At 67.4% G+C, this 26812-nt stretch carries 27 protein-coding genes; 17 read left to right on the forward strand and 10 right to left on the reverse strand.

The genetic code is table 11. From position 1 onward, the window contains the following. Nucleotides 1-26 precede the first annotated feature (26 nt). Together H3005_RS11905 and H3005_RS11910 are read left to right on the forward strand one after the other, a co-directional pair. Nucleotides 27-2687 (forward strand): sensor histidine kinase KdpD, encoded by a 2661-nt coding sequence (locus tag H3005_RS11905; protein WP_191078257.1) that lies wholly within the window; start codon nucleotides 27-29, stop codon nucleotides 2685-2687. Further along, the gene (locus tag H3005_RS11910) at nucleotides 2668-3381 is read left to right on the forward strand and encodes a response regulator transcription factor (RefSeq protein WP_025879418.1); all 714 of its coding nucleotides are present in this window, start codon (nucleotides 2668-2670) and stop codon (nucleotides 3379-3381) included. Before H3005_RS11905 ends, H3005_RS11910 begins: the two co-directional genes overlap by 20 nt. 350 nt (nucleotides 3382-3731) lie before the next feature. Here H3005_RS11910 and H3005_RS11915 read toward each other — a convergent pair whose 3' ends face one another. From H3005_RS11915 to coaBC, 3 genes are read right to left on the reverse strand one after another with little or no spacing between them, the layout of a single operon-like run. Then, nucleotides 3732-6080, reverse strand: a complete 2349-nt coding sequence (locus tag H3005_RS11915; RefSeq protein ID WP_191078258.1) for a phosphomannomutase/phosphoglucomutase — start codon at nucleotides 6078-6080, stop codon at nucleotides 3732-3734. Between the two features lie 12 nt (nucleotides 6081-6092). After that, entirely contained in the window at nucleotides 6093-6581 is a 489-nt protein-coding gene (dut, locus tag H3005_RS11920) for a dUTP diphosphatase (protein ID WP_191078259.1), read from the reverse strand. Continuing rightward, nucleotides 6578-7840, reverse strand: a complete 1263-nt coding sequence (gene coaBC, locus H3005_RS11925; RefSeq protein WP_191078260.1) for a bifunctional phosphopantothenoylcysteine decarboxylase/phosphopantothenate--cysteine ligase CoaBC — start codon at nucleotides 7838-7840, stop codon at nucleotides 6578-6580. Before coaBC ends, dut begins: the two co-directional genes overlap by 4 nt. Before the next feature lie 224 nt (nucleotides 7841-8064). On the opposite strand from coaBC, the gene H3005_RS11930 reads away from it, so the two are divergent. The 4 genes from H3005_RS11930 (at nucleotide 8065) to H3005_RS11945 (ending at nucleotide 12181) form a co-directional block, all read left to right on the forward strand. Then, on the forward strand, nucleotides 8065-8691 hold the full coding sequence (locus H3005_RS11930; protein WP_191078261.1) for a response regulator transcription factor: 627 nt from the start codon (nucleotides 8065-8067) through the stop codon (nucleotides 8689-8691). 71 nt (nucleotides 8692-8762) lie between these two features. Continuing rightward, a complete protein-coding gene (radC, locus tag H3005_RS11935) occupies nucleotides 8763-9467 on the forward strand; it encodes a DNA repair protein RadC (protein ID WP_191078262.1) in 705 nt (234 codons plus the stop codon). A gap of 116 nt (nucleotides 9468-9583) precedes the next feature. After that, nucleotides 9584-11272, forward strand: coding sequence for an arginine--tRNA ligase (gene argS / locus H3005_RS11940; protein ID WP_100554494.1), 1689 nt, complete (start codon nucleotides 9584-9586; stop codon nucleotides 11270-11272). Nucleotides 11273-11293: 21 nt separating this feature from the next. Then, a complete protein-coding gene (locus tag H3005_RS11945; protein ID WP_191078263.1) occupies nucleotides 11294-12181 on the forward strand; it encodes an SPOR domain-containing protein in 888 nt (295 codons plus the stop codon). 131 nt (nucleotides 12182-12312) lie between these two features. Here the strand turns inward: H3005_RS11945 and H3005_RS11950 are convergent, their stop codons facing one another. Together H3005_RS11950 and H3005_RS11955 are read right to left on the reverse strand one after the other, a co-directional pair. Next, the gene (locus H3005_RS11950; RefSeq protein ID WP_191078264.1) at nucleotides 12313-13065 is read right to left on the reverse strand and encodes an SDR family NAD(P)-dependent oxidoreductase; all 753 of its coding nucleotides are present in this window, start codon (nucleotides 13063-13065) and stop codon (nucleotides 12313-12315) included. Nucleotides 13066-13153: 88 nt separating this feature from the next. Then, nucleotides 13154-13648 carry a hypothetical protein gene (locus H3005_RS11955; protein ID WP_191078265.1) on the reverse strand — a complete coding sequence of 165 codons (495 nt, stop codon included), beginning with the start codon at nucleotides 13646-13648 and terminating at the stop codon, nucleotides 13154-13156. Between the two features lie 85 nt (nucleotides 13649-13733). Between H3005_RS11955 and H3005_RS11960 the strand changes: the two genes are divergently transcribed. Continuing rightward, nucleotides 13734-14201, forward strand: a complete 468-nt coding sequence (locus tag H3005_RS11960; protein ID WP_191078266.1) for a DUF1456 family protein — start codon at nucleotides 13734-13736, stop codon at nucleotides 14199-14201. 109 nt (nucleotides 14202-14310) lie between these two features. On the opposite strand, the gene H3005_RS11965 is transcribed toward H3005_RS11960, so the two are convergent. Further along, complete coding sequence (locus H3005_RS11965; RefSeq protein WP_100461937.1) at nucleotides 14311-15009, reverse strand: TorF family putative porin; 699 nt, start codon at nucleotides 15007-15009, stop codon at nucleotides 14311-14313. 165 nt (nucleotides 15010-15174) lie between these two features. Here H3005_RS11965 and H3005_RS11970 point away from each other — a divergent pair, with 165 nt between their 5' ends. Further along, a complete protein-coding gene (locus H3005_RS11970) occupies nucleotides 15175-15564 on the forward strand; it encodes a DUF6165 family protein (RefSeq protein ID WP_089241365.1) in 390 nt (129 codons plus the stop codon). A 9-nt stretch (nucleotides 15565-15573) separates the two neighbouring features. Here H3005_RS11970 and H3005_RS11975 read toward each other — a convergent pair whose 3' ends face one another. Together H3005_RS11975 and H3005_RS11980 are read right to left on the reverse strand one after the other, a co-directional pair. After that, the gene (locus H3005_RS11975) at nucleotides 15574-16251 is read right to left on the reverse strand and encodes a response regulator transcription factor (RefSeq protein WP_100554487.1); all 678 of its coding nucleotides are present in this window, start codon (nucleotides 16249-16251) and stop codon (nucleotides 15574-15576) included. Nucleotides 16252-16442: 191 nt separating this feature from the next. Beyond that, nucleotides 16443-17015 carry an Ax21 family protein gene (locus H3005_RS11980; RefSeq protein WP_089241369.1) on the reverse strand — a complete coding sequence of 191 codons (573 nt, stop codon included), beginning with the start codon at nucleotides 17013-17015 and terminating at the stop codon, nucleotides 16443-16445. Between the two features lie 278 nt (nucleotides 17016-17293). On the opposite strand from H3005_RS11980, the gene H3005_RS11985 reads away from it, so the two are divergent. Beyond that, nucleotides 17294-17653 (forward strand): DUF1428 domain-containing protein, encoded by a 360-nt coding sequence (locus H3005_RS11985; RefSeq protein WP_089241371.1) that lies wholly within the window; start codon nucleotides 17294-17296, stop codon nucleotides 17651-17653. A 15-nt stretch (nucleotides 17654-17668) separates the two neighbouring features. Here the strand turns inward: H3005_RS11985 and H3005_RS11990 are convergent, their stop codons facing one another. Continuing rightward, nucleotides 17669-18364: a hypothetical protein gene (locus tag H3005_RS11990; RefSeq protein WP_191078268.1), complete on the reverse strand. Its 696-nt coding sequence runs from the start codon at nucleotides 18362-18364 to the stop codon at nucleotides 17669-17671. A gap of 137 nt (nucleotides 18365-18501) precedes the next feature. Further along, nucleotides 18502-19416, reverse strand: coding sequence for a histone (locus H3005_RS11995; protein WP_191078269.1), 915 nt, complete (start codon nucleotides 19414-19416; stop codon nucleotides 18502-18504). Nucleotides 19417-19906: 490 nt separating this feature from the next. Here H3005_RS11995 and H3005_RS12000 point away from each other — a divergent pair, with 490 nt between their 5' ends. From H3005_RS12000 to H3005_RS12035, 8 genes are all read left to right on the forward strand, one after another. Continuing rightward, complete coding sequence (locus tag H3005_RS12000; protein ID WP_099819644.1) at nucleotides 19907-21340, forward strand: Do family serine endopeptidase; 1434 nt, start codon at nucleotides 19907-19909, stop codon at nucleotides 21338-21340. Nucleotides 21341-21442: 102 nt separating this feature from the next. After that, nucleotides 21443-21805 carry a hypothetical protein gene (locus tag H3005_RS12005; protein ID WP_025878359.1) on the forward strand — a complete coding sequence of 121 codons (363 nt, stop codon included), beginning with the start codon at nucleotides 21443-21445 and terminating at the stop codon, nucleotides 21803-21805. Between the two features lie 8 nt (nucleotides 21806-21813). Continuing rightward, nucleotides 21814-22284 (forward strand): phage holin family protein, encoded by a 471-nt coding sequence (locus H3005_RS12010; RefSeq protein ID WP_191078270.1) that lies wholly within the window; start codon nucleotides 21814-21816, stop codon nucleotides 22282-22284. Further along, nucleotides 22281-22724: a protein sip-5 gene (locus H3005_RS12015; protein ID WP_191078271.1), complete on the forward strand. Its 444-nt coding sequence runs from the start codon at nucleotides 22281-22283 to the stop codon at nucleotides 22722-22724. Before H3005_RS12010 ends, H3005_RS12015 begins: the two co-directional genes overlap by 4 nt. Before the next feature lie 67 nt (nucleotides 22725-22791). Further along, nucleotides 22792-23898 (forward strand): AI-2E family transporter, encoded by a 1107-nt coding sequence (locus H3005_RS12020; RefSeq protein WP_191078272.1) that lies wholly within the window; start codon nucleotides 22792-22794, stop codon nucleotides 23896-23898. 93 nt (nucleotides 23899-23991) lie between these two features. Further along, nucleotides 23992-24459 (forward strand): hypothetical protein, encoded by a 468-nt coding sequence (locus tag H3005_RS12025; protein ID WP_191078273.1) that lies wholly within the window; start codon nucleotides 23992-23994, stop codon nucleotides 24457-24459. A gap of 68 nt (nucleotides 24460-24527) precedes the next feature. Next, nucleotides 24528-25256 carry an HAD-IA family hydrolase gene (locus H3005_RS12030; RefSeq protein WP_191078274.1) on the forward strand — a complete coding sequence of 243 codons (729 nt, stop codon included), beginning with the start codon at nucleotides 24528-24530 and terminating at the stop codon, nucleotides 25254-25256. A 3-nt stretch (nucleotides 25257-25259) separates the two neighbouring features. Further along, nucleotides 25260-26627 (forward strand): M17 family metallopeptidase, encoded by a 1368-nt coding sequence (locus H3005_RS12035; RefSeq protein ID WP_191078275.1) that lies wholly within the window; start codon nucleotides 25260-25262, stop codon nucleotides 26625-26627. Nucleotides 26628-26812: the final 185 nt, after the last annotated feature.

A 26812-nucleotide genomic window follows, 5' to 3' on the forward strand; every position in this document is an offset into this window, starting at 1 on the left:
CAATGGCGGCCATGACAGCGGCTCCCATGACTGATCTGCGGACCCGCCAGGCCAATGCCCTGGTGGAAGGCCTGCAACGCGAAGCCGGTGGCAAGCTCACCGTGTTCCTCGGCGCTGCGCCCGGCGTAGGCAAGACCTACGCGATGCTGACCCGCGCGCAGGAACAGCTGCGACGTGGCGTGGACCTGGTAGTGGGGCTGGTGGAGACCCACGGCCGTGCCGATACCCAGGCCCTGCTGGAAGGGTTGCCGCGGTTGCCGCTGAAGGACGTGGCCTACCATGGCCACGACCTGCAGGAGATGGATCTGGACGCCGTGCTGGCACGCAGGCCGGCGCTGGTGCTGGTGGACGAGCTGGCCCATCGCAATGCGCCGGGCAGCCGCCATGAACGGCGCTGGCAGGACGTGATGGAACTGCTGGACGCCGGCATCGACGTCTGGACCACGGTCAACATCCAGCATCTGGAAAGCCTCAACGATGTGGTGATGCGCATCACCGGCGTACGCGTCAGCGAGACCGTGCCCGACGGCGTGCTCGACCGCCTGCACGACATCGTGCTGGTCGATCTGCCACCGCGCGAGCTGATCGCGCGCCTGCAGCAGGGCAAGGTGTACGTGCCCGAGCAGGCCGCGCAGGCACTGCAGGCGTTTTTCTCGCCGGCCAACCTGACCGCGCTGCGCGAACTGGCGATGCAGGAAGCGGCCGACCGCGTCGACAGCAGCCTGCGCGAAGCCCGCGCCGCGCGCGGTGAGAGCAATCTGCCGCTGCGACGTGGCGTGCTGGTGGCGATCGATGGCGGCGGCCAGAGTGAATACCTGGTGCGGGTGGCGCGACGCATCGCCGAACGCCGCGATGCACCGTGGACGGTGGTGACGGTGCAGGGACGCCGCCAGGACGAGGCGACCCGGCGCGAGATCGATGCTGCGTTCGCGCTGGCCCGCCGCCTCGGCGGCGACGCCGAGCTGCTGCACGGCTCCAGCATCGCCGACGCATTGCTCGACCACGCCGCGCACAACGGCGTGTCCACGCTGGTCCTGGGCCGCACCCGCGAGCGACCACTGGCGCGGATGTTCAACCGCACCCTGACCCAGCAGCTGATCCAGCGCGGCGCGCACTACGAGATCACCATCATCAGCACGCCGCAGGCGCGTGCGCGTTCCCGTCGTGAGGGCCTGCTGCCACCGATGCGCGGGGTCAGCCACGAGCCGTTGCAGGCGCTGATCGCCACCGGCCTGGCCTGCGCGGTCGCTTGGCTGGTGGAACGCTGGGTGGGCATGGCCGATCTGTCGATGGTGTTCATCGTGGCCGTTGTGCTGGTAGCCGCGCGCACCCGCGCCAGCGTCGCGGTGATGGCGGCCATCCTGTGTTTCCTCGCCTACAACTTCCTGTTCATCGCGCCACGCTTCACCTTCGCCATCGGCGCGCGGCAGGGCGTGATCACCGTGTTCCTGTTCCTGGCGGCGGCACTGGTCGCCGGACGCCTGGCGTCGCGCCTGCGCATGCAGGTGATCGCCCTGCGCGCGGCCAACCGCCATGCGCGCGCGCGCCAGCAGCTGGGCCGGCAGCTGGCCAGTGCGGCCGGCAACGGTGAAGTGGCACAGGCCGGCCGGCATGCGCTGGAACAGGCCATGGACGTGCCGGCCTGGCTGCGGATCGGCGCCGATATCGCGGCCGGTGGCCGTCACCTGCCCGGTGACACCGATCTGGCGGCTGCCGACTGGGCCCTGCGCCATGGCCAGCCCAGTGGCCGCTTCACCGATACGCTGGCTGGCGCGCAATGGTGGTTCCTGCCGCTGCTGGACGGCGAGGACCGTGCGATCGGCGTGGCCGGCCTGTACCTGCCGGGTGCGCAGGCGCGGCTGCTGCCCGAACAGCGCCAACTGGCCGAAGCGATGGTTGATGACATCGCCCAGGCCGCCTTGCGCACGCGCCTGGTGGCCGAGCTGGAACAGGCGCACGTCAGCAACGAGACCGAACGGCTGCGCTCTGCCCTGCTCTCCTCGGTGTCGCACGACCTGCGTTCGCCACTGGCGGCGATGATCGGCTCGGCCGACAGCCTGGCCAGCTACGGCGCGGCGATGGATCTGGCCGACCGCCGCGCCTTGCTGGACACCATCCTGGTCGAAGGCGAACGCCTGGACCGCTACATCCAGAACCTGCTGGACATGACCCGGTTGGGCCACGAGGGCCTGAAGATCAACCGCGACTGGATAGGGGTGGATGAGCTGATTGGTTCGGCCGCCCGCCGCCTGCAGCGCTACCAGCCGAAGGTGCGGCTGGAGCTGGATATTCCGGCGACGCTGGCGCCGATCTGGGTGCATCCGGCACTGGTCGAGCAGGCAGTGTTCAATGTGATGGAGAACGCTGCCAAGTTCTCGCCGGCCGATGCCGCCGTGCAGGTACTGGCGCGCGAACTGGACGGTCAGCTGCGTATCGACGTGATCGATGCCGGCCCCGGCATTCCCGACGACGAGCGCGCGCGCATCTTCGACATGTTCTACAGCGTCGAACGCGGCGACCGCGGCCGCCACGGCACCGGCCTCGGCCTGACCATCTGCCAGGGCATGATCGGCGCACATGGCGGCAGCGTGCAGGCGCTGCCCGGACGCGACGGTCGCGGTACCCTGATCCGCATCACCCTGCCCCTGCTCAAGCCAGCCTCCCACGATGAGTCCGACCCCGACTGACGCCAGCGCGCCGGCCCCGCGCGTGCTGGTGATCGACGATGAAACCCAGATCCGCCGGTTCCTGGACATCAGCCTGCGCGCGCAGGGCTACCAGGTGCGCCAGGCTGCGACCGGCCAGGAAGGCCTGCAGATGGCCGCCAGCGAGGACATGGACCTGGTGATCCTGGACATCGGCCTGCCGGACATGGAAGGCCACGAGGTGCTGGAACAGCTGCGGCAGTGGAGCCAAGTGCCGGTGATCATGCTGACCGTGCGTGCCGGTGAAACCGAGAAGGTGCGTGCACTGGACAACGGCGCCAACGACTACGTGACCAAACCCTTCGGTACCCAGGAGCTGATGGCGCGGGTGCGGGCGCTGCTGCGCACACGCAGCGTACCGACCGATGGCACGCCGCCGGTGTTCGACGATGGCCACCTGCACGTGGACCTGGTGCGCCGCGAAGTGGCGATTGATGGCGAACTGGTGGCATTGACCCGCAAGGAGTACGCGCTGTTGTCGCTGCTGCTGCGCAATGCCGGGCGGGTGGTGACCCAGCCGCAGATCCTGCAGGAAATCTGGGGACCCACCCACCAGCACGACACCCACTACCTGCGCATCCTGGTCGGCAAGCTGCGGCACAAGCTGGGCGACTCGGCGCTGGATTCACGCTACCTCTTTACCGAGCCCGGTGTGGGGTTGCGTTTCAAGGGATGAGGTGTGCCGACCAACGGTCGGCACCCACCAGACAAGTGGATCCACGCCATGCGTGGATGGACATCCATTGAAGCGCATCCACGCATGGCGTGGATCTACTGTGTCGACCAAGGTCGACACCTACCAACAGCAGCACAGAACGCTGTTCCGACAGATCGCGGAAATCTGTCGAAGGCGGGGTGGGTCCGGTTGCGGGGGTGTCCGCGGCATGGATGCCGCGGCCAAGCCCCCATGGATGGGTTCACGGCGTCCCCCGCAACCGGACCCACCCCGCCATCCCACGAAATGCACGCTGTTGCTCCGGCTGTTGCCTTGGATTCGGCGGGTGCCGGGCGCAGCCCGGCCCCTGCTCAGAAGCCCAACGGGGTGTCGCCCAGCACCGGCTGCAGCTGGCTGCGGAACAATGCCTGGATGCGCTCCAGTGCCGCTTCGTCGTTGCCTTCGAAGCGCAGCACCAGCACCGGCGTGGTGTTGGACGCGCGAACCAGGCCCCAGCCGTCGGCGAAGTCCACCCGCAGGCCGTCGATGGTCGACAGGCGACCGCCGACATACGGGTTGTCCGGCGACTGCGCAGCAGCCACCAGCATCGCCACCAACGCATGCGGGGTTCCCTCGGCCACTGGCACCTTCAGCTCCGGCGTCGCCACCATTTCCGGCAGTTCGGCCAGCACTTCGTCCGGCGTTTCTTCGCGCTGGGCCAGGATCTCCAGCAGGCGTGCAGCGGCGTACAGGCCATCGTCGAAGCCGAACCAGCGCTCCTTGAAGAAGAAGTGGCCGCTCATCTCGCCCGCCAGTTCGGCGTCGGTCTCGCGCATCTTCGCCTTCATCAGCGAGTGCCCGGTCTTCCACATCAACGGGCTGCCACCATTGCGCAGCACGTGATCGGACAACTTGCCGGTGCACTTCACGTCGTAGATCACCATCGCGCCCGGATTGCGCATCAGCACGTCGGCGGCGAACAGCATCAGCAGACGGTCGGCGTAGATGATCTTGCCTTCAGCGGTGACCACGCCAAGGCGATCGCCATCACCATCGAACGCCACGCCGAGGTCGGCGCCGAAGCGCTTGACCGTCTGCACCAGGTCTTCCAGGTTGGCCGGTTCGCTGGGATCGGGGTGGTGGTTGGGGAAGGTGCCGTCGACATCGCAGTACAACGGAATGACTTCGGCGCCGATCGCTTCCAGCAGCTGCGGCGCGAAGGCACCGGCCACGCCGTTGCCCGCGTCGGCGACCACCTTCAGCGGGCGGTCCAGCTGCACGTCATCGGCAATACGCTGGATGTAATCGGCGGCGACCTCGCGCTGCTGGTAGTCACCCGGCTCCGCCGCCTGCACCAGACGGCCTTCGACAATGCGCTGGTAAAGGTCGGTGATCGCATCGCCGGACAGGGTTTCACCACCGATGACGATCTTGAAACCGTTGTAGTCCGGCGGGTTGTGGCTGCCGGTGACCGCTACGCAGGTACCGGTGCGCAGATGGAAGGCGGCGAAATACACGACCGGGGTCGGCGCCAGGCCGATATCGATCACCGCACAGCCGGCACGCCGCAGGCCTTCGGCCAGCCCCGCCGACAGTTCCGGACCGGACAGGCGGCCATCGCGGCCGATCACCACCTCGCGCAGTCCCTGCTCGAGGGCGACGGTGCCGATGGCCTGGCCGATCAGCGCGGCGGTGCGCGCCGTCAGTTCGCTGCCGACCACGCCGCGGATGTCGTAGGCGCGGAAGATGCCCGCAGCCAGTTCCTCGGCGGGAACCGGTGGCGGCGGAGGCGGCGCAGCCTCGGCCACTGCCTCGCCGGGTACGGTCGGCGGGACCATCTGCAGGCTTTCACGCAGGGTCGGCCCGTGATCGGCGTCGGCCACCGCGCTGCGCCGGCTGGGCAGCGGCAGTGACTTCGGCAGTCGGCCACGGCCTACCACCAGCAGTACCGCGATGAAGGCCAGCAGCAGGGCGACAATCGCGCTGGCCAGGGCTCCCAGTCCCAGTGGACCGGGTTCCACATTGGGTACCCCGGCGGCCAGTCGCAGCGTGGTTCCGGCCACCGGGCGCGCCATTGCCTCGGCGCTCTCGGACAGGCCGGTATCGCCCTGCACCACGATGTTGTGCGTTCCCTGGCGCAGCGCCAGGAAGCCGTTGCCGGGGGCGCGCACCTGGTCCAGCGGCGCGGTCAACCGCAGCAGCGGCTGGCGCACATACACCACCGCCGGTCCGACACCGGCCAGCTGTACCGGCGCGGCCAGACCCAGGCGGTTGCCGCCGCCATCGCGGACCACGCGCAGGGTTGCCTTGCCATCGGCCAGCGCCGATTCCAGCAGGGCCAGGCGTGCATATCCAAAGGTGGCCGCATCTGCGTAGCCCGCGGCCAGGTCAGCGCCCAGCACCTCCACCTGCTCGACGCCGGTCCAGCTTTCCCGCAGCGCCAGCGCGGCGCCGGCGGCATCACCCGCCTGCAGGGCCTGCTGGACGCGGTCGCCCTTCAACTGCTGCTGCAGCTGCTGCAACTGGCCGGAGGCGGCCTGCTGCAGCCCTTGCACGGCCTGGTCGCGCGCCTGTTCCAGCGCGTCCCCGCTGGCTGCCTGCCGCCACTGCTGTACCGCGCTCCAGCCGAACCACGCGGCCAGCAGTACCAGCAGCACACCCAGCAATGGCGCGCTCCGTCCCAACGACTTTCCCCGCTGTGCTTCCCCGATGCCGCTCATCGATGTCCCCTGTCAACGCACCCCGGTATGGCCGAATCCACCCGTTCCCCGCACGCTGTCGGTGAAAGTATCCACCACCTGCAGGCTGACGCGGGCAATCGGCACGACCACCAGCTGCGCGATGCGATCGCCCGGCTCGATGGTGAAGGCCTCGCGGCCACGGTTCCAGACACTGATCAGCAGCGGCCCCTGGTAGTCGGCGTCGATCAGGCCGGTGCCGTTGCCGAGCACGATGCCATGGCGGTGGCCCAGGCCCGAACGCGGCAGGATCACCGCACACAGATGCGGGTCGGCGATATGGATGGCCAGCCCGCTGGGGACCAGTGCGGTATCGCCCGGCTGCAGGGTCAGTGCGGTTTCCAGCGCCGCGCGCAGATCCATGCCGGCGCTGGCTTCGGTGGCATAGGCCGGCAACGGCCAGCCGTCGCCGAAGCGCGGGTCGAGCAGCTTGACCTGCAACGGTTGCGGGGAGAATCCGGGGGTGTTGCTTGCCTGGGTCATGCCTGAAGCCTCCGCGCGATCAGCGCCAGCAGTTGTTCGGCCAGCTCGCGCTTGGAAGTAGCCGGGAATACCTGTTCGCCATCCTGCCAGAAGGCCGTGGCGGCATTGTTGTCGCTTTCGAAACCGCCGCCGCTGATGCCCACCTGGTTGGCGATCACCAGGTCCAGGCGCTTGTCGACCAGCTTGCCGCGCGCATATTTCTCCACGTCGTGGGTCTCGGCGGCAAAGCCGACCACCAGCTTCAACGACTGCGTCTGCGCGGCAACCTCGGCGAGGATGTCCGGGGTGCGCACCAGCTCGATCACCAGCGACTGGCTGTCGGCAGTCTTCTTCAGCTTCTGCGCGGCCACCTGGCGCGGGGTGTAATCGGAAACGGCGGCAGCACCGATGTAGATGTCGGCCGGCAGCGCATTCAGTACCGCCTCGCGCATCTGCGCGGCAGAGCGCACATCGATGCGCTGCACGCCGGGCGGCGTCGGCAGCTGCACCGGCCCGCTGACCAGCACCACCTGGGCACCGAGCCCGGCGGCAGCAGCGGCCAGCGCGTACCCCATCTTGCCGCTGCTGCGGTTGCCCACGTAACGCACCGGATCGATGTCTTCATAGGTCGGGCCGGCGCTGATCAGCAGGCGCAGACCCTGCAGCGCATGCGTCTCCGGCGCTGCAGCGAGGGCGGCAGCAGTGCCGTTGGCGGCCAGGGCGGCGACGATGTCGCCCGGCTCGGCCAGACGGCCAGGGCCGGACTCGCCTTCGGCCAGCGGCCCATCGACCGGACCGATCACCTGCGCGCCACGCTGGCGCAGCAGGGCGATATTGGCCTGGGTGGCCGGATGCAGCCACATCCGATGGTTCATCGCCGGGCACACGGTCAGCGGCGCGGTGCTGGCCAGGCACAGGGTGCTGACCAGGTCGTCGGCGTGGCCCTGGGCAAGGCGTGCCAGCAGGTCGGCGGTGCCCGGCGCAATCACGATGCGATCGGCCCAGCGTGCCAGTTCAATGTGGCCCATGGCCTGTTCGGCCGCGCTGTCCCACAACGTGGTGCGGGTCGGCTGGCCGGAAAGGGCCTGGAAGCTGAGTGGTGTAACGAACTGCTGGGCGCCGGCCGTCATCGCCACCTGCACCAGCGCACCGGCATCACGCAGGCGTCGAACCAGTTCCAGGGCCTTGTAGGCCGCGATCCCGCCGCCGACACACAAGAGCAGTTTCTGGCCTTCCAGCGCGCGGATCCGCGTCGGGGAAGCGTTGGGAGAATCAGCCACCTGGAATTCCTGTGCAAACGAGGGCGTTAGCTTACCCGAAGGCCAGCAACGTCCCGGTGCACGCAGCACATAGCGGGCGGCTATCAGCACATGGACAGCCCCCACGGAGCTTTCCGGGTTTGCGGCGCTCCGTTTCGGAACTTTCCTATACCTCTTCGCGTCCCCTCTTTGCAGAATCGTCGCAGGCCACCTTGGTGCGCCGTTCGATTTCCCAGGAGTTCCCCGTGCAACCGCGCATCATCATTGCCGACGACCATCCGGTCGTCCTGCACGGCATCCGAATCGTGCTCGAGCGTCACCAGATGGACGTGGCCGGTGCCGCTGCCGACGGTGCTGGACTGCTGCAGCTGCTGGTGCAGCAGCCCTGCCATGCCGTACTCACCGACCTGTCCATGCCCGGCCCGGGCCCGGACGGTCCCGCACTGCTGGCCGTGCTGCGCCAACGCCATCCCGACCTTCCCGTGGTGGTGCTGACCGGGGCCAGGCACCCGGGGTTGCTCGATGGCCTGCTACGCGATGGCGTACACGGCCTGGTCGACAAGAGCGCCGACTTCGCCGAGTTGCCGCAGGCCCTGCATGCCGCCATGGCAGGGCAGATATTCGTTTCCGATCAGCTGCGGCGCCACCTGCAGGCCCGCGATCTGCTGTTCCCGCATCCACCGGCCGCGTTGTCGACACGCGAACTGGAAGTGCTGCAACTGCTGACCGACGGCCTGAACATCAATGCCATCGCCGACCGCAGCGGGCGCAGCCCGAAGACGATCAGCCGGCAGAAGGCCGAAGCCATGCGCAAGCTGGGCCTGCAGAACAACCAGGAGCTGTACGACTACCTGCAGACCCGGCGCGATTGAGGACTTGGCCGACCCACGGGTACGGCAAGCGCTTATGGGAGCGGTCGGCGATGATCGCCATGATGGGCACCATGCCCATCCATGAATGGCCCGAAGAAGAGCGCCCCCGCGAGAAGCTGCTGGCCCGGGGGCCCACGTCACTGTCCGACGCCGAACTGCTGGCCCTGTTCCTGGGTTCCGGCTTTGGCGGCCGGGACGCGGTGCAGACCGCGCGCGACCTGTTGCTCGCCCACGGTCCATTGCGGGTGCTGCTGGACCGCCCCGCCCGCGAACTGTCGAAACTGCCTGGGTTGGGGCCGGCGCGCAGCTGCACGCTGGCCGCAGGGCTGGAACTGGCCCACCGCTACCTGGCCGCTGAACTGCAGCAGGGCGAAGCGGTCGGCAACAATCCCGTGACCGTCGGCCGCTACCTGCAGCACCGTCTGCGCGGGCAGGCCCGGGAGCTGTTCGTGGTCCTGTTCCTGGACAACCGCCACCGCCTGATCGCCTGCGAGGAACTGTTCGCCGGCACCATCAACGCAGCCCCGGTCTACCCCCGCGAAGTGGTCCGCAGAGCCCTGCTGCACAACGCCGCCGCGGTCATCCTCAGCCATAACCACCCCTCCGGCGACCCGGAACCCTCGGCCGCCGACACACAGATCACCGAAGAGCTGCATCGGGCCCTCGCCCTGGTCGACATCCGCCTGCTGGACCACTTCGTGGTGGGCGAGGGGCGTCCCGTTTCGTTTGCTGAACGAGGCCTTCTACCACCACTGCAGGCCCGCCTGGTCGGATGAGCCCCCGGCAGCAGCCGGTGGCCAGACCTGCCCTGGCAGGCAGGCCCCGGTCAGCGTTGGGGCCGGCATCTGCGCTAAAATGGGCGATTCCGCCGCTCATTCTCACAGCAGGCCTCGTGAAAAATCTCCTCCGCGCCCTGATCAGCCAAGGCATCGAAGCCTTGCGCGCCAATGGCACCCTGCCCGTCGACTCCCTGCCGCCGGACTTCGTGGTCGAGCGCCCGAAGACCCGCGACCATGGCGACTTCGCCACCAACGCCGCGATGCTGCTGGCCAAAGCCGCGCGCAGCAATCCGCGCGCAGTGGCGCAGGCGCTGGTCGAGGCGCTGCCGCGCAGCGAAGACGTCAGCAAGGTCGAGATCGCCGGCCCCGGTTTCATCAATTTCCACCTGGCACCGGCCGCGTACCAGCGTGAAGCCGTCACCGTGATCAAGGAAGGCGCCGATTACGGCCGCAACCTGTCCGGCAATGGCCGCACGGTGGGCGTGGAGTATGTGTCGGCCAACCCGACCGGTCCCCTGCATGTCGGCCACGGCCGCGCTGCGGCCATCGGCGACTGCGTGGCACGCGTGCTCGATGCCAACGGCTGGAACGCCAAGCGCGAGTTCTACTACAACGATGCCGGCGTGCAGATCGAGAACCTGGCGCTGTCGACCCAGGCCCGGGTGAAGGGCATCGTTCCGGACCAGGAAGGCTGGCCGGAAGGCGGCTATCGCGGCGACTACATCGCCGACGTGGCGCGCGCCTACATGTCCGGCGCCAGCGTCGACCTGGAAGGCACCCTCGTGGTCGGTGCCAAGGACCCGGACGACATGCAGGCGATCCGTCGCTTCGCCGTGGCCTACCTGCGCAACGAGCAGAACCTGGACCTGGCCGCGTTCGGCGTGGATTTCGACATCTACTTCCTGGAAAGCTCGCTGTACGCCGACGGCAAGGTTGCCGAGGCGGTAGCCAAGCTGCAGGCGTCGGGCCATACCTATGAAGAAGGCGGTGCGCTGTGGCTGCGCAGCACCGACTTCGGTGACGACAAGGACCGCGTGATGCGCAAGTCCGACGGCACCTTCACCTACTTCGTGCCGGACGTGGCCTACCACCTGTCGAAGTGGCAGCGCGGCTACGAGCGCGCGATCACCGAGCTGGGCGCTGACCACCACGGTTCGCTGGCGCGCGTGCGTGCCGGCCTGCAGGCCATGGAAGTGGGCATCCCGCAGGGCTGGCCGGAATACGTGCTGCACCAGATGGTGACCGTCATGCGCGGCGGCGAGGAAGTGAAGCTGTCCAAGCGTGCCGGCAGCTACTTCACCCTGCGCGACCTGATCGAAGAAGCCGGCCGCGACGCGACCCGCTGGTTCCTGATCGCGCGCAAGCCCGATTCGCAGCTGACCTTCGACATCGACCTGGCCCGCCAGCAGAGCAACGACAACCCGGTGTTCTACGTGCAGTACGCCCATGCCCGCGTGTGCAGCCTGCTGCGCCAGGCGCAGGAGAAGGGTCTGGTCTACGAACAGGGTACTGGCCTGTCCAACCTGGGCCGTCTGGACGATGACGCATCGCTGGCCCTGATGAACGAGATCTCGCGTTATCCGGAAGTGGTGGAAGCGGCCGGCGTGGCGCTGGAGCCGCACCTGGTCGCGCAGTACCTGCGCGAATTGGCACACGCCTTCCACACGTGGTATCACGGGACGCCGGTGCTGGTGGACGACGCGACCGATCGCAATGCCAAGTTGACCCTGGCCTGCGCAGCGCGCCAGGTACTGGCCAACGGCCTCGACCTCCTGGGCGTTTCCGCCCCGGAAAAAATGTAAGTCTCAGGAGACGCAGTAGACATGGCAGCACGACGCGGCAAGACACAGGCTCGGCGCAACAGCAGCCAAGGCACGCCCGGATGGGTGTGGCTGGTTGCCGGCGTGGCGATCGCCGCCGTGGTGTTCCTGGCGGCGCCGAACCTGTTCAAGGGCGAGGGCGATGGCTTCCTGCGCGCCGGTCCGCAGCCGAACCCGAACGCGCAGCCGGCGCCGGTGGCCGATGGCGAAAGCGATGTCGGCACCCAGCCGGCCGCACAACCGGCCACGCCGAAGCCGGCTGAACCGGAAAAGCCGGCGGCCACCCAGTACGACTTCTACACCCTGCTGCCGGGCAAGGAAGTTGAAATGTCCGACGCCGAACTGGCCGCCAGCGCGCGTGCCGAAGACCAGCGCCGGGCCAAGGCCGAAGCGCAGCGCGCGCAGGCCGCACTGGAAGGCAAGCCGGTGCCGGCGGTTGCGGCCGCCGCACCTGCGGCGACGGCGAGCGTTGCCAGCACCGCGCCGGTGACCGCCACCAGCCGTCCGCTGCCGACCCCGGTAAGTGAACGCCCGGCAGCAGCGACGCCGGCAGCCGGCACCACCGCGCCGGCCAGCACCGTTGCCGCCGCTCCTGCGGCACGCAGCGAAGCCGCGCCGGCCGCCGCCAGCGCTGCGGCAGCCCCGGCACCGGCCGACAATGCCCGCTACATCCTGCAGGCAGGTGCATTCGGCGCTTCCGGTGATGCTGAAGCGACCAAGGCCAAGCTGGCGATGATGGGCCTGGCTGCACGCGTGGAATCGGCGCAGATCAACGGCAAGACCGTGTACCGCGTACGCATGGGGCCCTATGGCAGCGCCGGTGAGCTTTCCGAAGCCAAGCAGAAGCTGGATGGCACCGGCCTGCAGGCGATGGCGATCAAGGCGCAGTAAGTCTGCGGGCATGAATGAAAAGCCGGGCGTTGCCCGGCTTTTTTTTGCCTGTAGAGCCGAGCCCACGCTCGGCTGATCGCCCATCAAGCCGAGCATCGGCTCGGCTCTACAGAACGCATCCAGGGCGCAGATCAGCCCTCGCGGGCAACCTGGAAGCCGGCGAACGACTGGCTGACCGGCATCAGCTCCAGGCGATTGATGTTCAGGTGCGGCGGCAGGCTCGCTACCCAGAAGATCTGCTCGGCGATGTCCTCGGCGGTCATCGGATTGGCGCCGGTGTACAGCTTGTCCGACGCGACCTGGTCGCCATGGGTGCGGACCACGGTGAACTCGGTTTCGGCCATGCCCGGCTCGATGGTGGTCACCCGCACGCCGGTACCGTGCAGGTCCGAACGCAGGCCCAGCGAGAACTGGCTGACGAAGGCCTTGGTGCCGCCATAGGCGTTGCCGCCCGGATACGGATAGACACCGGCCACCGACGAAATGTTGATGATGGCGCCCTTACGCTCCACCAGTTGCGGCAACAGGCGATGGGTCAGGGTGACCAGCGCGGTGATGTTGGTGTCGATCATCGTCGTCCAGTCCTTCAGGCTGGCGCTCTGCGCCGGCGCGGTGCCCTGGGCAAGACCGGCATTGTTGACCAGCAGGTCGATGTCACCGAAGGCCGGCGGCAGGGCCAGCAGCGCCGCTTCCATCGCGATCGGATCACGCACGTCGAACATGGCAGCGTGCACCACCTCCTTGCCATAACGCTCGACCAGCGGCTGCAGGCGTTCGCTGCGACGGCCGGTGGCGATCACTTTCCAGCCCGCCTGGGCGAAGCGGTGTACGGCAGCGGCGCCGAAGCCGGAAGTGGCGCCGGTAATCAGGACGGTTCGGGTCATCAGACAACTCCGTAGGAAACCAGACCGCCATTCTGGCACCGTCGGTCCACGGCTGCGTTGCCTGATCGGCCTGCTGCGTCGCGCGCGGTCAGCGCAGGCGGAACACACGAGCCTTCGGCAGATCTTCGTCGACCTGCAGGAACCAGCGCCCGGCGATACCCGGAATCACCTCGATCTGCGGTGCCTGCAGGGTCTTGCGCAGCTTCATCTGGCCCTTCATCACCTGCCACTGCTGGCCGTTGTCGAGGGTGAACACCGTGCCCGGCTCCCAGCCCGCAACGTCGCCGACCACGCGGGCGCTGACCGGGCCCTCTTCCAGGCCCAGGTGCATCGCCGCCGGGGCGGGAACGTTGGCCGGCAACGGTGCGCCGGTGCTGGCGGCAACCGGTGCGCGCGTGGGGACAGGCGCAGATGCTTCGGCCTCGCGCAGCACGCGGTTCAGGGTCTGCAGCTGGGTCGCGTCCAGGCCGACTTCGGCAAGCTGGGCCGCGCTGAGACGCTGCTCCACGGGTACGTAGCGGTCCTGGGCGGTGGCAGCGAAGCTGCTGGCGACCAGCAGAAGGGAGAGGAGGTACCGGCGCATCGAAGGGAATCCCTGCAAAACAGCGATCACGATGCTGCAATCCGGTGACAGTCCGGTTACAGCCGCCGGGCCGCTACAATGGGCCATGATCAATAATGATGTACTGCGCAGCGTGCGCTATTCCCTGGACCTCGGCGACCACCACGTGGTGACCCTGTGCCAGATGGCCGATCCGGCGTTCGACGTGGATGTCGAGCAGGCCAAGTCCTGGCTGCTGCGTGAAGACGAGCCGGGTTTCCAGCCGATGAGCGACAGTGCGCTGGCGCACTTCCTCGATGGCCTGATCCTGCACCTGCGCGGTCAGGATGAGGGCCAGGCGCCGCGCGCGGTGGAAACCCGCATCGACAACAACCTGGTGCTGAAGAAGCTGCGCGTGGCCTTCCAGCTGCGCGACGTCGACATGATGGAGATCTTCACCAGCATCGGCTTCACTGTCTCCAAATCCGAACTCGGCGCGCTGTTCCGCCAGCCCGGCCACAAGAACTATCGGCGCTGTCTGGACCAGATGCTGCGCAACTTCCTCAAGGGCCTGAGCCTGCGCCTGCGCGGCTGAGCAGCACGGCATCGACGAAGGCGCGTGCGGCCGGTACCGCGGTGGCGGTACTGGCCCTTCTGGTGCGACTGCCCACTGCCTGGCGCCCCCGCCAGGCAGTATCGGCCGACTAGAAGCTGCCCTGCAGCGCCAGCTCCCAGCGTCCACCGGCATTGCCCGGGAACAGCCGCTTGGCGGCGCTGTCGGTGTCATGCACGGTGGCGCGCAGTTCCCAGGCCGGCGTCAACGTGGCGATGGCACTGAGCTGGCCATGCAGGTAGTCCGGCCCCTGCGCGGTGGCCAGCCAGTACTGCCCCACCGCTGCTTCCAGGCGCACGCGCTCGTTCAACGGCACCCGCACGCCCAGCTGCGCGTAGGTGCCGCGACGGCCGCCGGCCAGCGCATCGTTGGAGTGCGCGACCTGCAGCCAGGCGCGTTGCTTCCAGGTGGTGGTGACATTGAGTTCGGTCCAGTCCAGTGCGCGGCCGGTGCCCGGATAGACATACCGGGTGAGGTTCGCATCCAGGCTCCAGTCCGGCGACAGCGCACCGGACCAGCCGGCGACCAGATCGAACTCGCTGCGTGCACCGTTGTCCGGCGTGAACGAGACATTCGAGCCCCACGCGCTGGCATACCAGCCCGACCCCACCGTCACCTTTGCCCCCACCTGCGCGGCCGGATCGCCGTCGCTCTGCGAGCTGCCGCGCCACACATAGTCGCTGGTCAATGCCGCCGTGCCACTCACCTGTACCTGCGCCTGCACGCTGCCGGCGCACAGCAGCCCCGCCAGTGCGGCCGCGCTGGCCACGATCATCCCCTTGCTCTTCACTGCACTCACTTCCTCGTCGAAGGCGGTCTGTCCGCCGGGACGGCAGTGTCGACGGCATGGCCGTAACGGTTCGATGGCGATGCCGCCGCGCCAGCGCAAATTCAGCGTAAATCCGCGCCGCAACGAGCGCGGTATCATGCAGGCCTATTTCCAGGAACCAACCACGTGGACGCCATCCTGACCCCGGTATCGATCGGCGAGCTGATCGACAAGATCACCATTCTCGAGATCAAGGCCGAGCGCATCGACGATGCGACCAAGCTGGCCAACGTGCGCACCGAACTTGACGGCCTGCTGCCCCTGCTGCAGCAGCAGCTTGACGCACAGCCGGCACTGGCCGCGCTGAAGACGCAGCTGAAGGCCATCAACGAGCGCATGTGGGAGATCCAGGACCAGCTGCGCGACAAGGAAGCGGCGCAGGTGTTCGACGCGGCGTTCATCCAGCTGGCGCGCGGCGTGTACGGCACCAATGGCGAACGCGTGCAGGTGAAGAACGAGATCAACCGTGTCGCCGGTTCGGCGCTGGTCGAGGAAAAGCAGTACCAGGGCGAGTAAGCGCGCCCGTCAGCCGCACTCCAGCAGGTGGCGGATGCGGAACAGTTCGACATCGCTGCGGATGCCCAGCTTCTGGTAGGCGGCTTTCTTCTGTGTGCTGATGGTGCTGGCCGAGCGCTGGAAGCGCCGCGCCACTTCGCCGGTGCTGCAGCCCTGCAGCAGCAGCCGCAGCACTTCGCGCTCACGCCTGCTCAAGGGCGCCAGGGTGGGCGCCGACATGCGCCGCGAGCGTGATCGATTCAGCTGCGTGCGCAGATCCGGGGGCACGAAACGCCCACCGCGGGCAACCACGTCCACCGCACGCAGCAGCATTTCCGGCGTAGTCGCCTTGGACAGGAAGCCGCGTGCACCGGCCTGCATCGTCGTGGCCACGGTGCTGGCATTGCAGTGCGCGGACAGGACCAGTATCGGCACGCTGGGCCAGCGCCGGGACAACCCGCGCAGCAGCTGCAGGCCATCGCCAAGATCGCCCAGCGGCAGTGCATCGATCACCAGCAGGTCAACGCAACCCGGTTCGCTTTCCAGCAGTTGCAGCAGGTCACGTTCGTTGGCGTAGCTGCCCCGCACGTGCACACCGCTCTGCTGGCGCAGCAATACTTCCACCCCCAGCCGCAGCACCGGATGCGGATCCAGCAGTGCCAGACGGCGCGGCCGATCGGGGAGCAGCGGTGGGAGTACGGGCGGCATCGCGGTGTATCCGGCAGCACGGGATATCCACCGTAGGCGGCCACCGGCGGTGGCGGAATCCAATTCATTGCAATGCAACATAACGCCGCGTATCGCAGTCAGGCTGTGTTTTGATTCCCCACAACGCAACAGGCCCGGCAATGCCGGGCCTGTTGCAGCACGAACAGCGCGCGGGCGCGCCGTAGATGCAATTACCAGCTGAAGCGCGGGCCGACGGTGTATTCCTTGTCGCCGTGACGGTTCATCTTCAGCTCGCCGTTCAGGCCCCAGTTCTGGTTCAGCTTGACCTGACCACCCAGGCGGCCGTACCACTGGCTGTCGATGTCGACGCCGTGCTTCTTCGAATAGTCTTCGTAACCGACCAGGCCGTAGACCTCAGCGTGGGCACCGAACGCGGTACGGATACCGGCTTCAGCGCTGTAGCCGTTGAAATCCAGGCCGTGCTTGCGGTCGAACTTCTGGTAGGCAACGCGGGCAACGAAGTCGGTCGACGGAGCGATTTCGACGTTGTAGCCGGCACCGACCTTCCACTGGTCAACCTTGATGTTGGTGTGGTCGACTTCCTGACGGCTGTATTCGCCGAAAGCGTGGAAGTTCGGCAGGAAGCCGTAGGAACCCTTCACGCCCCAGCCATCAGCCTTGATGCCGTCAACGTCGGTCTTGGCGTAATCAGCCTCGGCGTAGTTGTAGGACAGGTTCTCGGCGGCCGAAGCGGTGAACGGCAGGGCAGCGGCCAGAGCCAGAGCAATCAGCGAATTCTTCATGGGGGTACACCTTTACTTTCTTATGGTGTGCAGCAGCGCCAGGGCGCCATCGCATCGGGAATGTAAATTCTCCGTTATTCGCCACAACGCTCCCTGAAAACAGCGGTCTTCGCATTGCTGAATTTTTTGCATTGATTCAGCAAGGTTCAGGCATACGCGCGCGGTACGCGCACGCGCTTCGATTCAACGGTGCGGCAATCGATGTCGATTTCCCGCGCCCTGAAGCGTCGACTCAATGAAGGCCGTGCACCTGGCATGGTCCATTCCGGAGGCAAGCGATGAGTTACATCGATGGTTTCGTACTGGCGGTGCCGACCGCCAACAAGGAGAAATTCCTCGCCCACGCCCGCAGCGCCGATGTGGTGTTCCTGGAATACGGAGCGCTGCGGGTAGTCGAAGGCTGGGGCGATGACGTGCCACATGGCAAGACCACCGACTTCTTCGGCGCGGTGAAAGCCACGACGGAAGAAACGGTGGTGTTTTCCTGGATCGAGTGGCCGGACAAGGCCACCCGCGATGCAGGCATGCAGAAAATGATGGAAGACCCGCGGTTGGACCCGACGAAGAATCCCATGCCGTTCGACGGTGCGCGGATGATCTACGGCGGATTCGAGCCGATCTTCGAACTCAAGCGCTGACCCCGGCGGGCGTCCTCAGCGGGCGCCCGCTTCATCCTCGCCGGCCGCATGGCCGGCACCCAGCGCAGCACCCGCGCCAACACCCAGCCCGCCCATGCCGGCGCCCATGCCACCGCCGCCGCCACCACCACCGGTACGACCGCCCTTGGCTTCGCCCTCGTTGCGGCCCTTGCCACTTCCGCCACCGCTGCCTGCTGGGCGGGTAGGCCCTTGGCGCGGGATCTCCAGGTCGGTCGGCACCGGCGCGAGGTCCAGCGCCTCGCGGACGAAGTCGCGCAGCGAGATCACCAGTTCGTGTGTGTGCACCGGGCGCCCCTGCGCCAGTTCACTGGCAGCGCGCGCAGCCAGTCGTACCTGCTCGTCGGTGCCCAGCAGCAGGATGTCCGACAGGGCCGCTTCGACCGCATCGCGGATGCGCCTGGCCCGATCCGAGCCCGGCTCGGCGATGCCTTCTTCGTGGGCGCGCTGGCGCAGGTCGCGCAGATGGGTCGGGTCGACCCCCAGCTCACCGGTGAAGGAACCACCCAGCGTCTTGTAGGCCGCCATCAAGGTACGCAGCCGCTCGTTGATCTGGCGGTTCTCGCGTTCGCGGCGCTGCTGCAGGGTCTGCATCACCAGCAGGCGGATGCCCACGCCGAGCAGGGTGATCAGGACCAACCCGGCCAGGGTGGACAGCACGCCCTGCCAGGAACTGAAATCGATACCGCGCATGGCCAGGACTCCTGCGGAAGACCTTCATCTTGCCCCAGCCTGCTGCCGCAGATCCACGTCAGGCGCGGATGAGCGCCCCCGAAAACGCAGAAGGCCCTCCCGCCCGATGAGCGGAAGGGCCTTCGAACCACGCGCGATTACTTGCGCTTGGCAGCCTTGCGCACGGCCTTCTTGGCCGGAGCCTTCTTGGCCACGGCCTTCTTCAGCGGTGCAGCCTTCTTGGCCACGGTCTTGCGGGTAGCGGCGACCTTCTTGCCGACAACCTTCTTGGCGACGGCGGTCTTCTTGCCGACGACCTTCTTGGCAGCCGCGGTCTTCTTGCCGACGACCTTCTTGGCAGCGGCGGTCTTCTTGCCGACGACCTTCTTGGCAGCGACGGTCTTCTTGCCGACAACCTTCTTGGCGGCGACGGTCTTCTTGCCGGCGACCTTCTTGGCAGCGACAGTCTTCTTGGCCACAGCCTTCTTGGCGGTAGCGACCTTCTTGCCGACAACCTTCTTGGCGGCTACGGTCTTCTTGGCTACAGCCTTCTTGGCGGTAGCGACCTTCTTGCCGACAACCTTCTTGGCAGCAGCGGTCTTCTTGGCAACAGCCTTCTTGGCGGTCGCAACCTTCTTGGTGGCGGCCTTCTTCACGGTAGCGACCTTCTTGCCGGCAGCCTTGGTGGTCTTCTTGGCAGCAGCAGCCTTCTTGGTCACGGTCTTGCCGGCAGCCGCCTTCTTCTTGGCCACTTCCTTCTTCAGGGCAGCCGCTTCGGCCTTGGCGTTCTTCTTGGCCGCTTCCAGCTTCTTCTTGGCGTTGGCAACGGTCTTGCCGACCGACTTGGCGGCCTTCTCGGCCTTCTTGGCAACGGTCTTCTCGACCTTGGCCACGACCTTCTTGGCCTTGGCGACGCGGGTGGTGGCAGCCTTGCGGGCGCGCTTGACGGTCTTCTTGACCGACTTCACTGCGTCTTCGGCGGCGTGGGCGATGGTCTCGCCGACGTTGGTGGCGGTTTCTTTCACGTTCTCGACGGCGTCGGTCACGACCGACACACCATTACCGTTGCTCATGTTGCCCTCCTAGGGGCCTGGATTGTCAAAACGGGGCGATGCTATACCGACAATGGCTATCGTGGAACGGGCACGGCCGCTCAATCGCATCCGGTGCGACGCAACTGGTGTAAGTGATGGCGGCGACTGACGCGCCCCGCAGTCAGGAAATCCCTTTTTTTAAGCAGTGTGCTGCGCAGCCCGCCTGCTGCCGGCATGCCGATGCAGGCACTGGCCGCCGCAACACGTCCGCGCAGCAATGAGCGTCATTGCAAGGTCAGGATGCGCGGAACTGCGCAAGTGTCGCGGTGTGTCATGCCGCTGTCGGCCTGCCTTGCGGCGCTCGCACGCGGCTGTCGCGAACAGCGGTATGACGCGTTCGGAACCTCTCCGGCACCCTCGGCGCGAGGTCGGATTTTCATGGGGCATTTATCCAGATCGCGACACACTCATTCAGCTTGTTCTACCGTATGCGTCAACGGCCCCCATCCCAGCCTGCGAACCGACTCCCATGCGACCGCTTCCCACCCTGCTTACGCTCGCAATCGCTGCTGCCTTCGGCGGCTTCGTTGCCACTGGCCTCAACGCGCACCTGGACAACCGTGCCGATGCCGCTCCGCTGCCGGCGGTACTGCCCACCACCGCAGCGCTGCCGGCATCGGTCGCCGGGCAGGCGGTGCCATCGCTTGCACCGATGCTGGAAAAGGCGATGCCGGCGGTGGTCAGCGTCAACACCAAGCAGGTGGTACGGGTGCGCAACCCGTTCTTCAACGACCCGTTCTTCCGCCGCCTGTTCCCGGACATTCCGCAGGAGCGGATCAACGAATCGCTCGGTTCGGGTGTCATCATCGATGCCACCGAAGGCCTGGTGCTGACCAACCACCACGTCATCGACAACGCCGATGACGTGCAGGTGACACTGGCCGATGGGCGCACGGTCAAGGCCGAATTCCTCGGCTCGGACCGCGACACCGACATCGCGCTGATCCGCATTCCGGCGCAGAACCTGACCGACATCAAGCTGGGCAACAGCGACCAGCTGCGGGTGGGCGACTTCGTGGTCGCCATCGGCAATCCGTTCGGTTTCAGCCAGACGGTCACCTCGGGCATCGTCTCGGCGGTAGGCCGCAGTGGCATCCGCGGGCTGGGCTACCAGAACTTCATCCAGACCGATGCGTCGATCAACCCGGGCAATTCCGGTGGCGCGCTGGTCAACCTGCAGGGCCAGCTGGTGGGCATCAACACCGCCAGCTTCAACCCGCAGGGCAGCATGGCCGGCAACATCGGCCTGGGCCTGGCGATTCCGTCGAACCTGGCCCGCAGCGTGGTCGACCAGCTGGTCAAGCATGGCGTGGTGGTGCGCGGCACGCTGGGCATCGAAAGCCAGAACCTGAGCGCGCAGATCGCGCAGGGCCTGGGCCTGGGCGAAACCCGTGGCGCACTGGTGACCCGCGTGCTGGCAGGCTCGGCCGGTGCCGCTGCAGGGCTGAAGCCGGGCGACGTGGTGGTCTCGGCCAACGGCCAGCGTGTGGACAGTGCCGAAGCACTGCACAACGTGGAAGGCTTGGCGGCGGTGGGCAGCGTGCTGACCCTGGACGTTCGCCGCGAAGGCAAGCCGTTGCAGATCAAGGCAACGCTGAAGGAACAGGCGCGCGTCGTCAGCGGTGAGAGCCTGGACCCGCGCCTGACCGGTGCCAGCTTCGTCGACCTGCCTGAATCGCTGCGTCAGTCCGGTGTGGGCGGCGTGCTGGTCAGCGAGGTCAAGCGCGGCAGCCGCGCGGCGACCAATGGCCTGCAGCAGGGCGACATCATCACCGATGCCACGGTTGGCGAATTCGCCGACCTGGCCAGCTGGCGTGCCAATTTCCAGCAGCGCCCGCCGACCCTGGTGCTGCGTGTCCTGCGCAACAATGGCCAGCAGCAGGGCCAGTTGGTGATGCGGTGATCGCCTGGCCGTAACGCCCCCTATACCCGCGTGATGTTATCTCTGTATGTCCAGGTCGGCTGAGCCGATCGCCCGTTCCCCCATCGCAACAGGAGTGATTCGATGAGCCCCACCAATACCGAGAACCTGAAGGACCACCTGGGTGAAGCCGGTTCCCACCTGAAGCAGGCCGCCAGCGCTGCCGGCGGTGCGATCAAGGGCGCTACCGGCGCCGCGACCGACGAACTGCGCATCGGCAAGGCCAACGTCAAGGCTGAACTGTCCGACAGCGCGCTGTCGGGCCTGGCTGCTGCCGAGTTCGGTGGTGCCGCCGCCAAGGAACAGGTCGACGCACTGATGGACAAGGGCAAGGACCTGATCGACAGCGCCGCTGAACTGATCCGCGAACGTCCGCTGGCCTCGTTCGGCGTGGCCTTCGCTACCGGCTGGATCATCGCCAAGCTGGCCCGCGGCAGCGACAAGTAAGCTGCGGCGTGAGCGAAGACACCACGCAACGTCCCGATCCGGCGGCCACGCCGCCGTTGGACGAGAGCATCCGCCAGGTCGGCGCTGCCGGCCGGGCGACCGTCGATTCGGCCAAGCACTCGCTGCGTTCGCTGCGCCGGTTGGCGTCGGCGGACTTCGCGCTTGCTCGCAGCGCGTTCGGGCGTGCGTTGGCTTGGGCCGGCGTCGCCATCGTGTTCGGCGCCTCGGCGTGGCTGCTGATGGCCGCCACCCTGATCGCCCTGCTGCAGAGCTTCGGCCTGAGCTGGCTGCAGGCGCTGCTGATCACCTCGTTGCTGAGCCTGGCCGTCACCGGCTATGCGATCTGGCGGGTTTCGTACTTCTTCCACCACACCGGCATGCACGCCACCCGGCGCCAGTTATCCCGGTTGGGCCTGTTCGATGAGCCCACCGATGATGATCCCGATGCCGGCGTGCAGATTCCGGAGGGCAAGGCATGAAGTTCGGTGCACTGCAGCGGCGGGTGAAGCGCTGCGAACAGGTGATGGCCGTACGCATCGGCGAGACCCAGGACAACTGGGGCGTACTCAGCCAGGTCTGGCGACAGGGCTGGTCACCACTGCGCATCGTGCTGGTCGGCCTGGCCGGCGGTTTCATCGCCGGCAAGCTGGAGGTTCCAGGCAAGGTCAACGGTGCGCGTTGGCTGCAGATGGTAGGTTCGGTGTCCAGCCTGTTCGCCAGCGCACAGGCCGCGTTTGCCACCGTGGTGGCGGCGCAGGCGGCGGAAACCGCAGACGATGCCGCCGACCAGGCGGATGAGGCCACCGAGCAGCCGCCTCCCGCAGCTGCACGGCCGGCAGCGCAGCCGGCGCCCACGGTGGACACCGAGCTGCGTGGGCCGCGTCCGGCCGAAGCGGCCACCGAGATGTCCGAACGTTGATGATCCTTACCCGCCGCGTTGATCGCGGCGGGTCGATAATGGGCTTCTTTTCCCGGTCGGTACGTCGATGAGCGAGTCCCTGTTGTCCCCGTCGTCGCCTGCGCCGGACGCCCCCGCACCGCTGCCTCCCGCCTCGCGCCCACGTGGCCCGATGTCGCTGGTGATACTGGCGACCCTGGCCGTGGCGTTCACCCTGTGGGCGGCGCAGGACATCATCCTGCCGGTGCTGCTGGCGATGTTCTTCGCCCTGGTCGGCAACCCGATCCTGCGCCTGCTGCAGAAGCTGTGGATTCCGCGCGCCCTTGGCGCCCTGCTGGTGCTGGGCGCCGGACTGGGCGTGACCGGCGCCTTGGCGGTGCAGCTGATCGGCCCGGCGATGGACTGGGCACAGGAAGCACCGCAGCAGCTGCGCAAGGTCGCGCGCCAGGTGCAGGACCTGACCAAGCCGGTGCAGCAGGCCAACCAGGCGGCAGAGAATTTCGCGCGCGTGGCCGGCGGCGACGGCAACCGCAAGGTGCAGGTGATCCGCACCCAGCTGGACGATCCGTACCGCATGCTCACGCGCGCGCCGCGGCTGGCCGCCTCGGTGCTGGCCGTGGTGCTGCTGACATTGTTCTTCATGATCTACGGCCAGAGCCTGCAGCGCGCGGCGATCGCCCTGTTCCCGAACCGGCAGCAGCAGCGATTTACCAGCGATATCCTGCGCTCGATCGAGCATGAGGTATCGCGCTACGTGTTGACCATCAGCGTGATCAACACCGTGGTCGGCCTGCTGTTGGCCGGCGTGCTGATGCTGCTGGGCATCGGCCTGCAGGAGGCCCTGCTGTGGGGCACCGTCGCGGCGCTGCTGAATTTCGCGCCCTATGTCGGCCCGCTGCTCGGCGTGGCATTGATGCTGCTGATGGGCTTCGTCGAGTTCCGCGACCCGCTGCAGGCGCTGCTGCCTGCGGCCGCCTACCTGACCCTGCATACCCTGGAAGGGCAGATGGTGACGCCGATCGTGCTTGGCCGGCAGATGAAACTGTCACCGCTGGTGCTGATCCTGGCGCTGATGGTGTTCGGCTGGGCTTGGGGCATGATCGGCCTGCTGCTGGCGGTGCCACTGCTGGTCTGCATCAAGCTGGTGCTGGCACGACTGGAGGGCATGCAGGGCTGGGCGCGCTTGCTGGAGTGAGCGGGCCAGGGCCGTGATCGCGCCGATGGCAGGGCCGGAAACCAGGGCAGAACTGGCAGAATAGTCCCCCTTTTTTCGGATGGATCCGTTCGGATGACCTCGTTCGCCACACGCTGCCTCGCCCTTGCCTGCCTTGCCACCCCTGCTTTCGCCGCGACGCCGCCGGCAATCGAGCAGGCGCGTGCCCAGCTGGTCGAAGCGGTCACCTGCCAGCGCCACCTCACCCCCAGGCAGTTTGAAACGATCGCCCAGTTGCTGGCACCGCCGCCGCTGCGGGCGGAAAACGGGGAGTCCAGCGGTGAGTTCCTGTTGACCACGCCGCTGATGGTGCTGGGCCAGCCAGTGAACCGCCTGCAGGCGTACGACGGCGACAGCGGCGAGGATGGCGTCGACAGTTTCACCGCGTACTTCAGCACCGCCAGCGTCGAACAGATCGCGGCACTGGCGAAGCTGTCCGACCCGGTGGCGGGCAGCTACACGCGGGAAGTAGGCCGGCACAACCTGGATGTGCGGCGGTTCGACGGCCAGACCACCATCAGCTGCTCCTACGACCTGCGCTGACGCACCCTGCAGTGCCCCCTGCCCGTCGCGCGCATGAAAGCGCGCGCGGGCAGGCGTAGAATGGCGGGGTGAAATTCCCTGTCCTTGCCATCACCCTCGACCTCGACGATACGCTGTGGCCGTTCGCTCCGATCGGCGCCCGCATCGACCAGGTCCTGTTCGACTGGATGCGTGAACACAGCCCCGCCACCGCCGCGATGTATCCGGTGGCGGCCATGCGCGAACTGCGCGAGCGCTCGTTCCGCGACAACCCCCACCTGCATTTCGACCTGAGCGCGCTGCGCCGGCTGACGATCCAGGAGGCGCTGGAAAACAGTGGCGCCAGCCTGGATCTTCTGGAACCGGCGTATGAAGTGTTCTACGCGGCGCGCAACCAGGTGGAGTGCTACCCCGACGCGCTCGGTGCGCTGGCGCGGATCGCCGCGCGGGTGCCGGTGGCCGCGTTGAGCAACGGCAACGCCGACCTGGAACGGATCGGCCTGGCCCATCACTTCAGCTTCCAGCTGGGCGCGCGCGAGCATGGCGCTGCCAAGCCCGAAGCAAGCATTTTCCACGCCGCCTGCGACCGCCTGGGCGTCGCCCCGGCGCAGGTGCTGCACGTGGGCGACCACGTCGAGATGGACGTGGCCGGCGCGATGGCTGCCGGCCTGCGCGGCTGCTGGATCAACCGCGAAGCGGCCACCTGGAACCATCCGCAGCTGCAGCCTGACCTGCAGTTCGACACCCTCACCGGCCTGGCCGATTGGCTCGATGCCAACCTCGACGCCGCCGACGCTGACGAATCCCGGAGTACCTGACGCATGAGCGAGATCACTGGTTTCACCGCCGACACCACCGCCGCGCTGCCGTTGCACGTGCTGGACCGCAGTCAGTTCGAGGCGTGGAAGAACAGCCAGTCCGCTGCAACCCAGGCGTGGTTGAAGTCGCAGGGGTTCACTGCCGGCGCGCATTCGGTTGCCCTGTTGCCCGGCGCCGATGGCCTGGCGGGCGCGGTGATCGGTATCGGCGATCGTGCCGATGCCTACAGTTACGCCCACGCACCGCACGCCCTGCCGGAAGGCAGCGTGTGGCAGTTGGCCAGCGAACTGCCGGCTGCCGAACAGGCGCTGCTGCAGCTGGGCTGGGGCCTGGGCAGCTACCGCTTCGACCGCTACCGCAAGCGCAACCGTACGCCGGCCCAGCTGGTTGCCGCACCGACCGGTGAGGTGGCCGACCTGATCGCCGCCAGCCTGCGCGTGCGTGATTGGGTCAACACGCCGACCGAGGACATGGGCCCGCAGCAGCTGGAAGACGCCGCGCGCGCCCTGGCTGAAGCGCATGGTGCGCAGGTTGAAGCGATCACCGGTGACGAACTGCTGGCGCAGAACTTCCCGGCCATCCATGCGGTGGGCCGTGCCTCGCACCGCGCACCGCGGCTGATCGTGCTGCGCTGGGGCAAGGAGACGGACCCGGCGCTGGCGCTGGTCGGCAAGGGCGTGTGCTTCGATACCGGCGGCCTGGACATCAAGCCGGCCGATGGCATGCGCAACATGAAGAAGGACATGGGCGGCGCCGCCCACGCGCTGGCACTGGCCGGGCTGGTGATGGCCCAGCAGTTGCCGGTGCGCCTGACCCTGCTGGTGCCGGCGGTGGAAAACGCGATCGGCCCGGATGCGTTCCGTCCGGGCGAAGTGATCGCCACCCGCAAGGGCCTGAGCGTGGAAATCGACAACACCGACGCCGAAGGCCGGGTGATCCTGTGCGACGCGCTGACCTTCGCCGGTGAGCAGAAGCCGGACCTGGTGCTGGACTTCGCCACCCTGACCGGCGCCGCACGCATCGCGCTGGGCCCGGATCTGCCGGCGCTGTTCAGCAACGATGACACGGTTGCCCAGCAGTGGCTGCAGGCTGGCGACGCCACCCGCGACCCGGTCTGGCGCATGCCGCTGTGGCGCCCCTACCTGCGTTACCTGAGCAGCGGCATCGCCGACCTGGCCAACGCCGGTTCGCGCATGGCCGGCTCGGTGACCGCCGCGCTGTACCTGGAACGCTTCCTGGAAGATGGCCAGCGCTGGGCACATCTGGACGTGTATGCCTGGAACGATGGCGAGCGCCCGGGCCGCCCGGCCGGTGGCGAAGCCCTCGCCCTGCGTTCGGCCTGGGCGATGCTGAAAGCGCGTTACGCCTGATGCAGCCGCCGGGCATGGCCCGGCGCTGCCGATGCCGGGGCGGGTGCTGATCCGCAATTCCGGTGGGTGCCGACCTTGGTCGGCACCGCATCACCCGGCAAATCTGACGAAAAATTGAATTTCGGCTCCGGCCGGGTTCTGCGAGGATGTGGTGGTCGCCCACCCACACGTCCGTGAAGGCAGGA

Origin of the sequence: Stenotrophomonas sp. Br8 (assembly GCF_014763005.1) — a bacterium.
GTDB classification, from domain to species: Bacteria; Pseudomonadota; Gammaproteobacteria; order Xanthomonadales; family Xanthomonadaceae; genus Stenotrophomonas; species Stenotrophomonas lactitubi.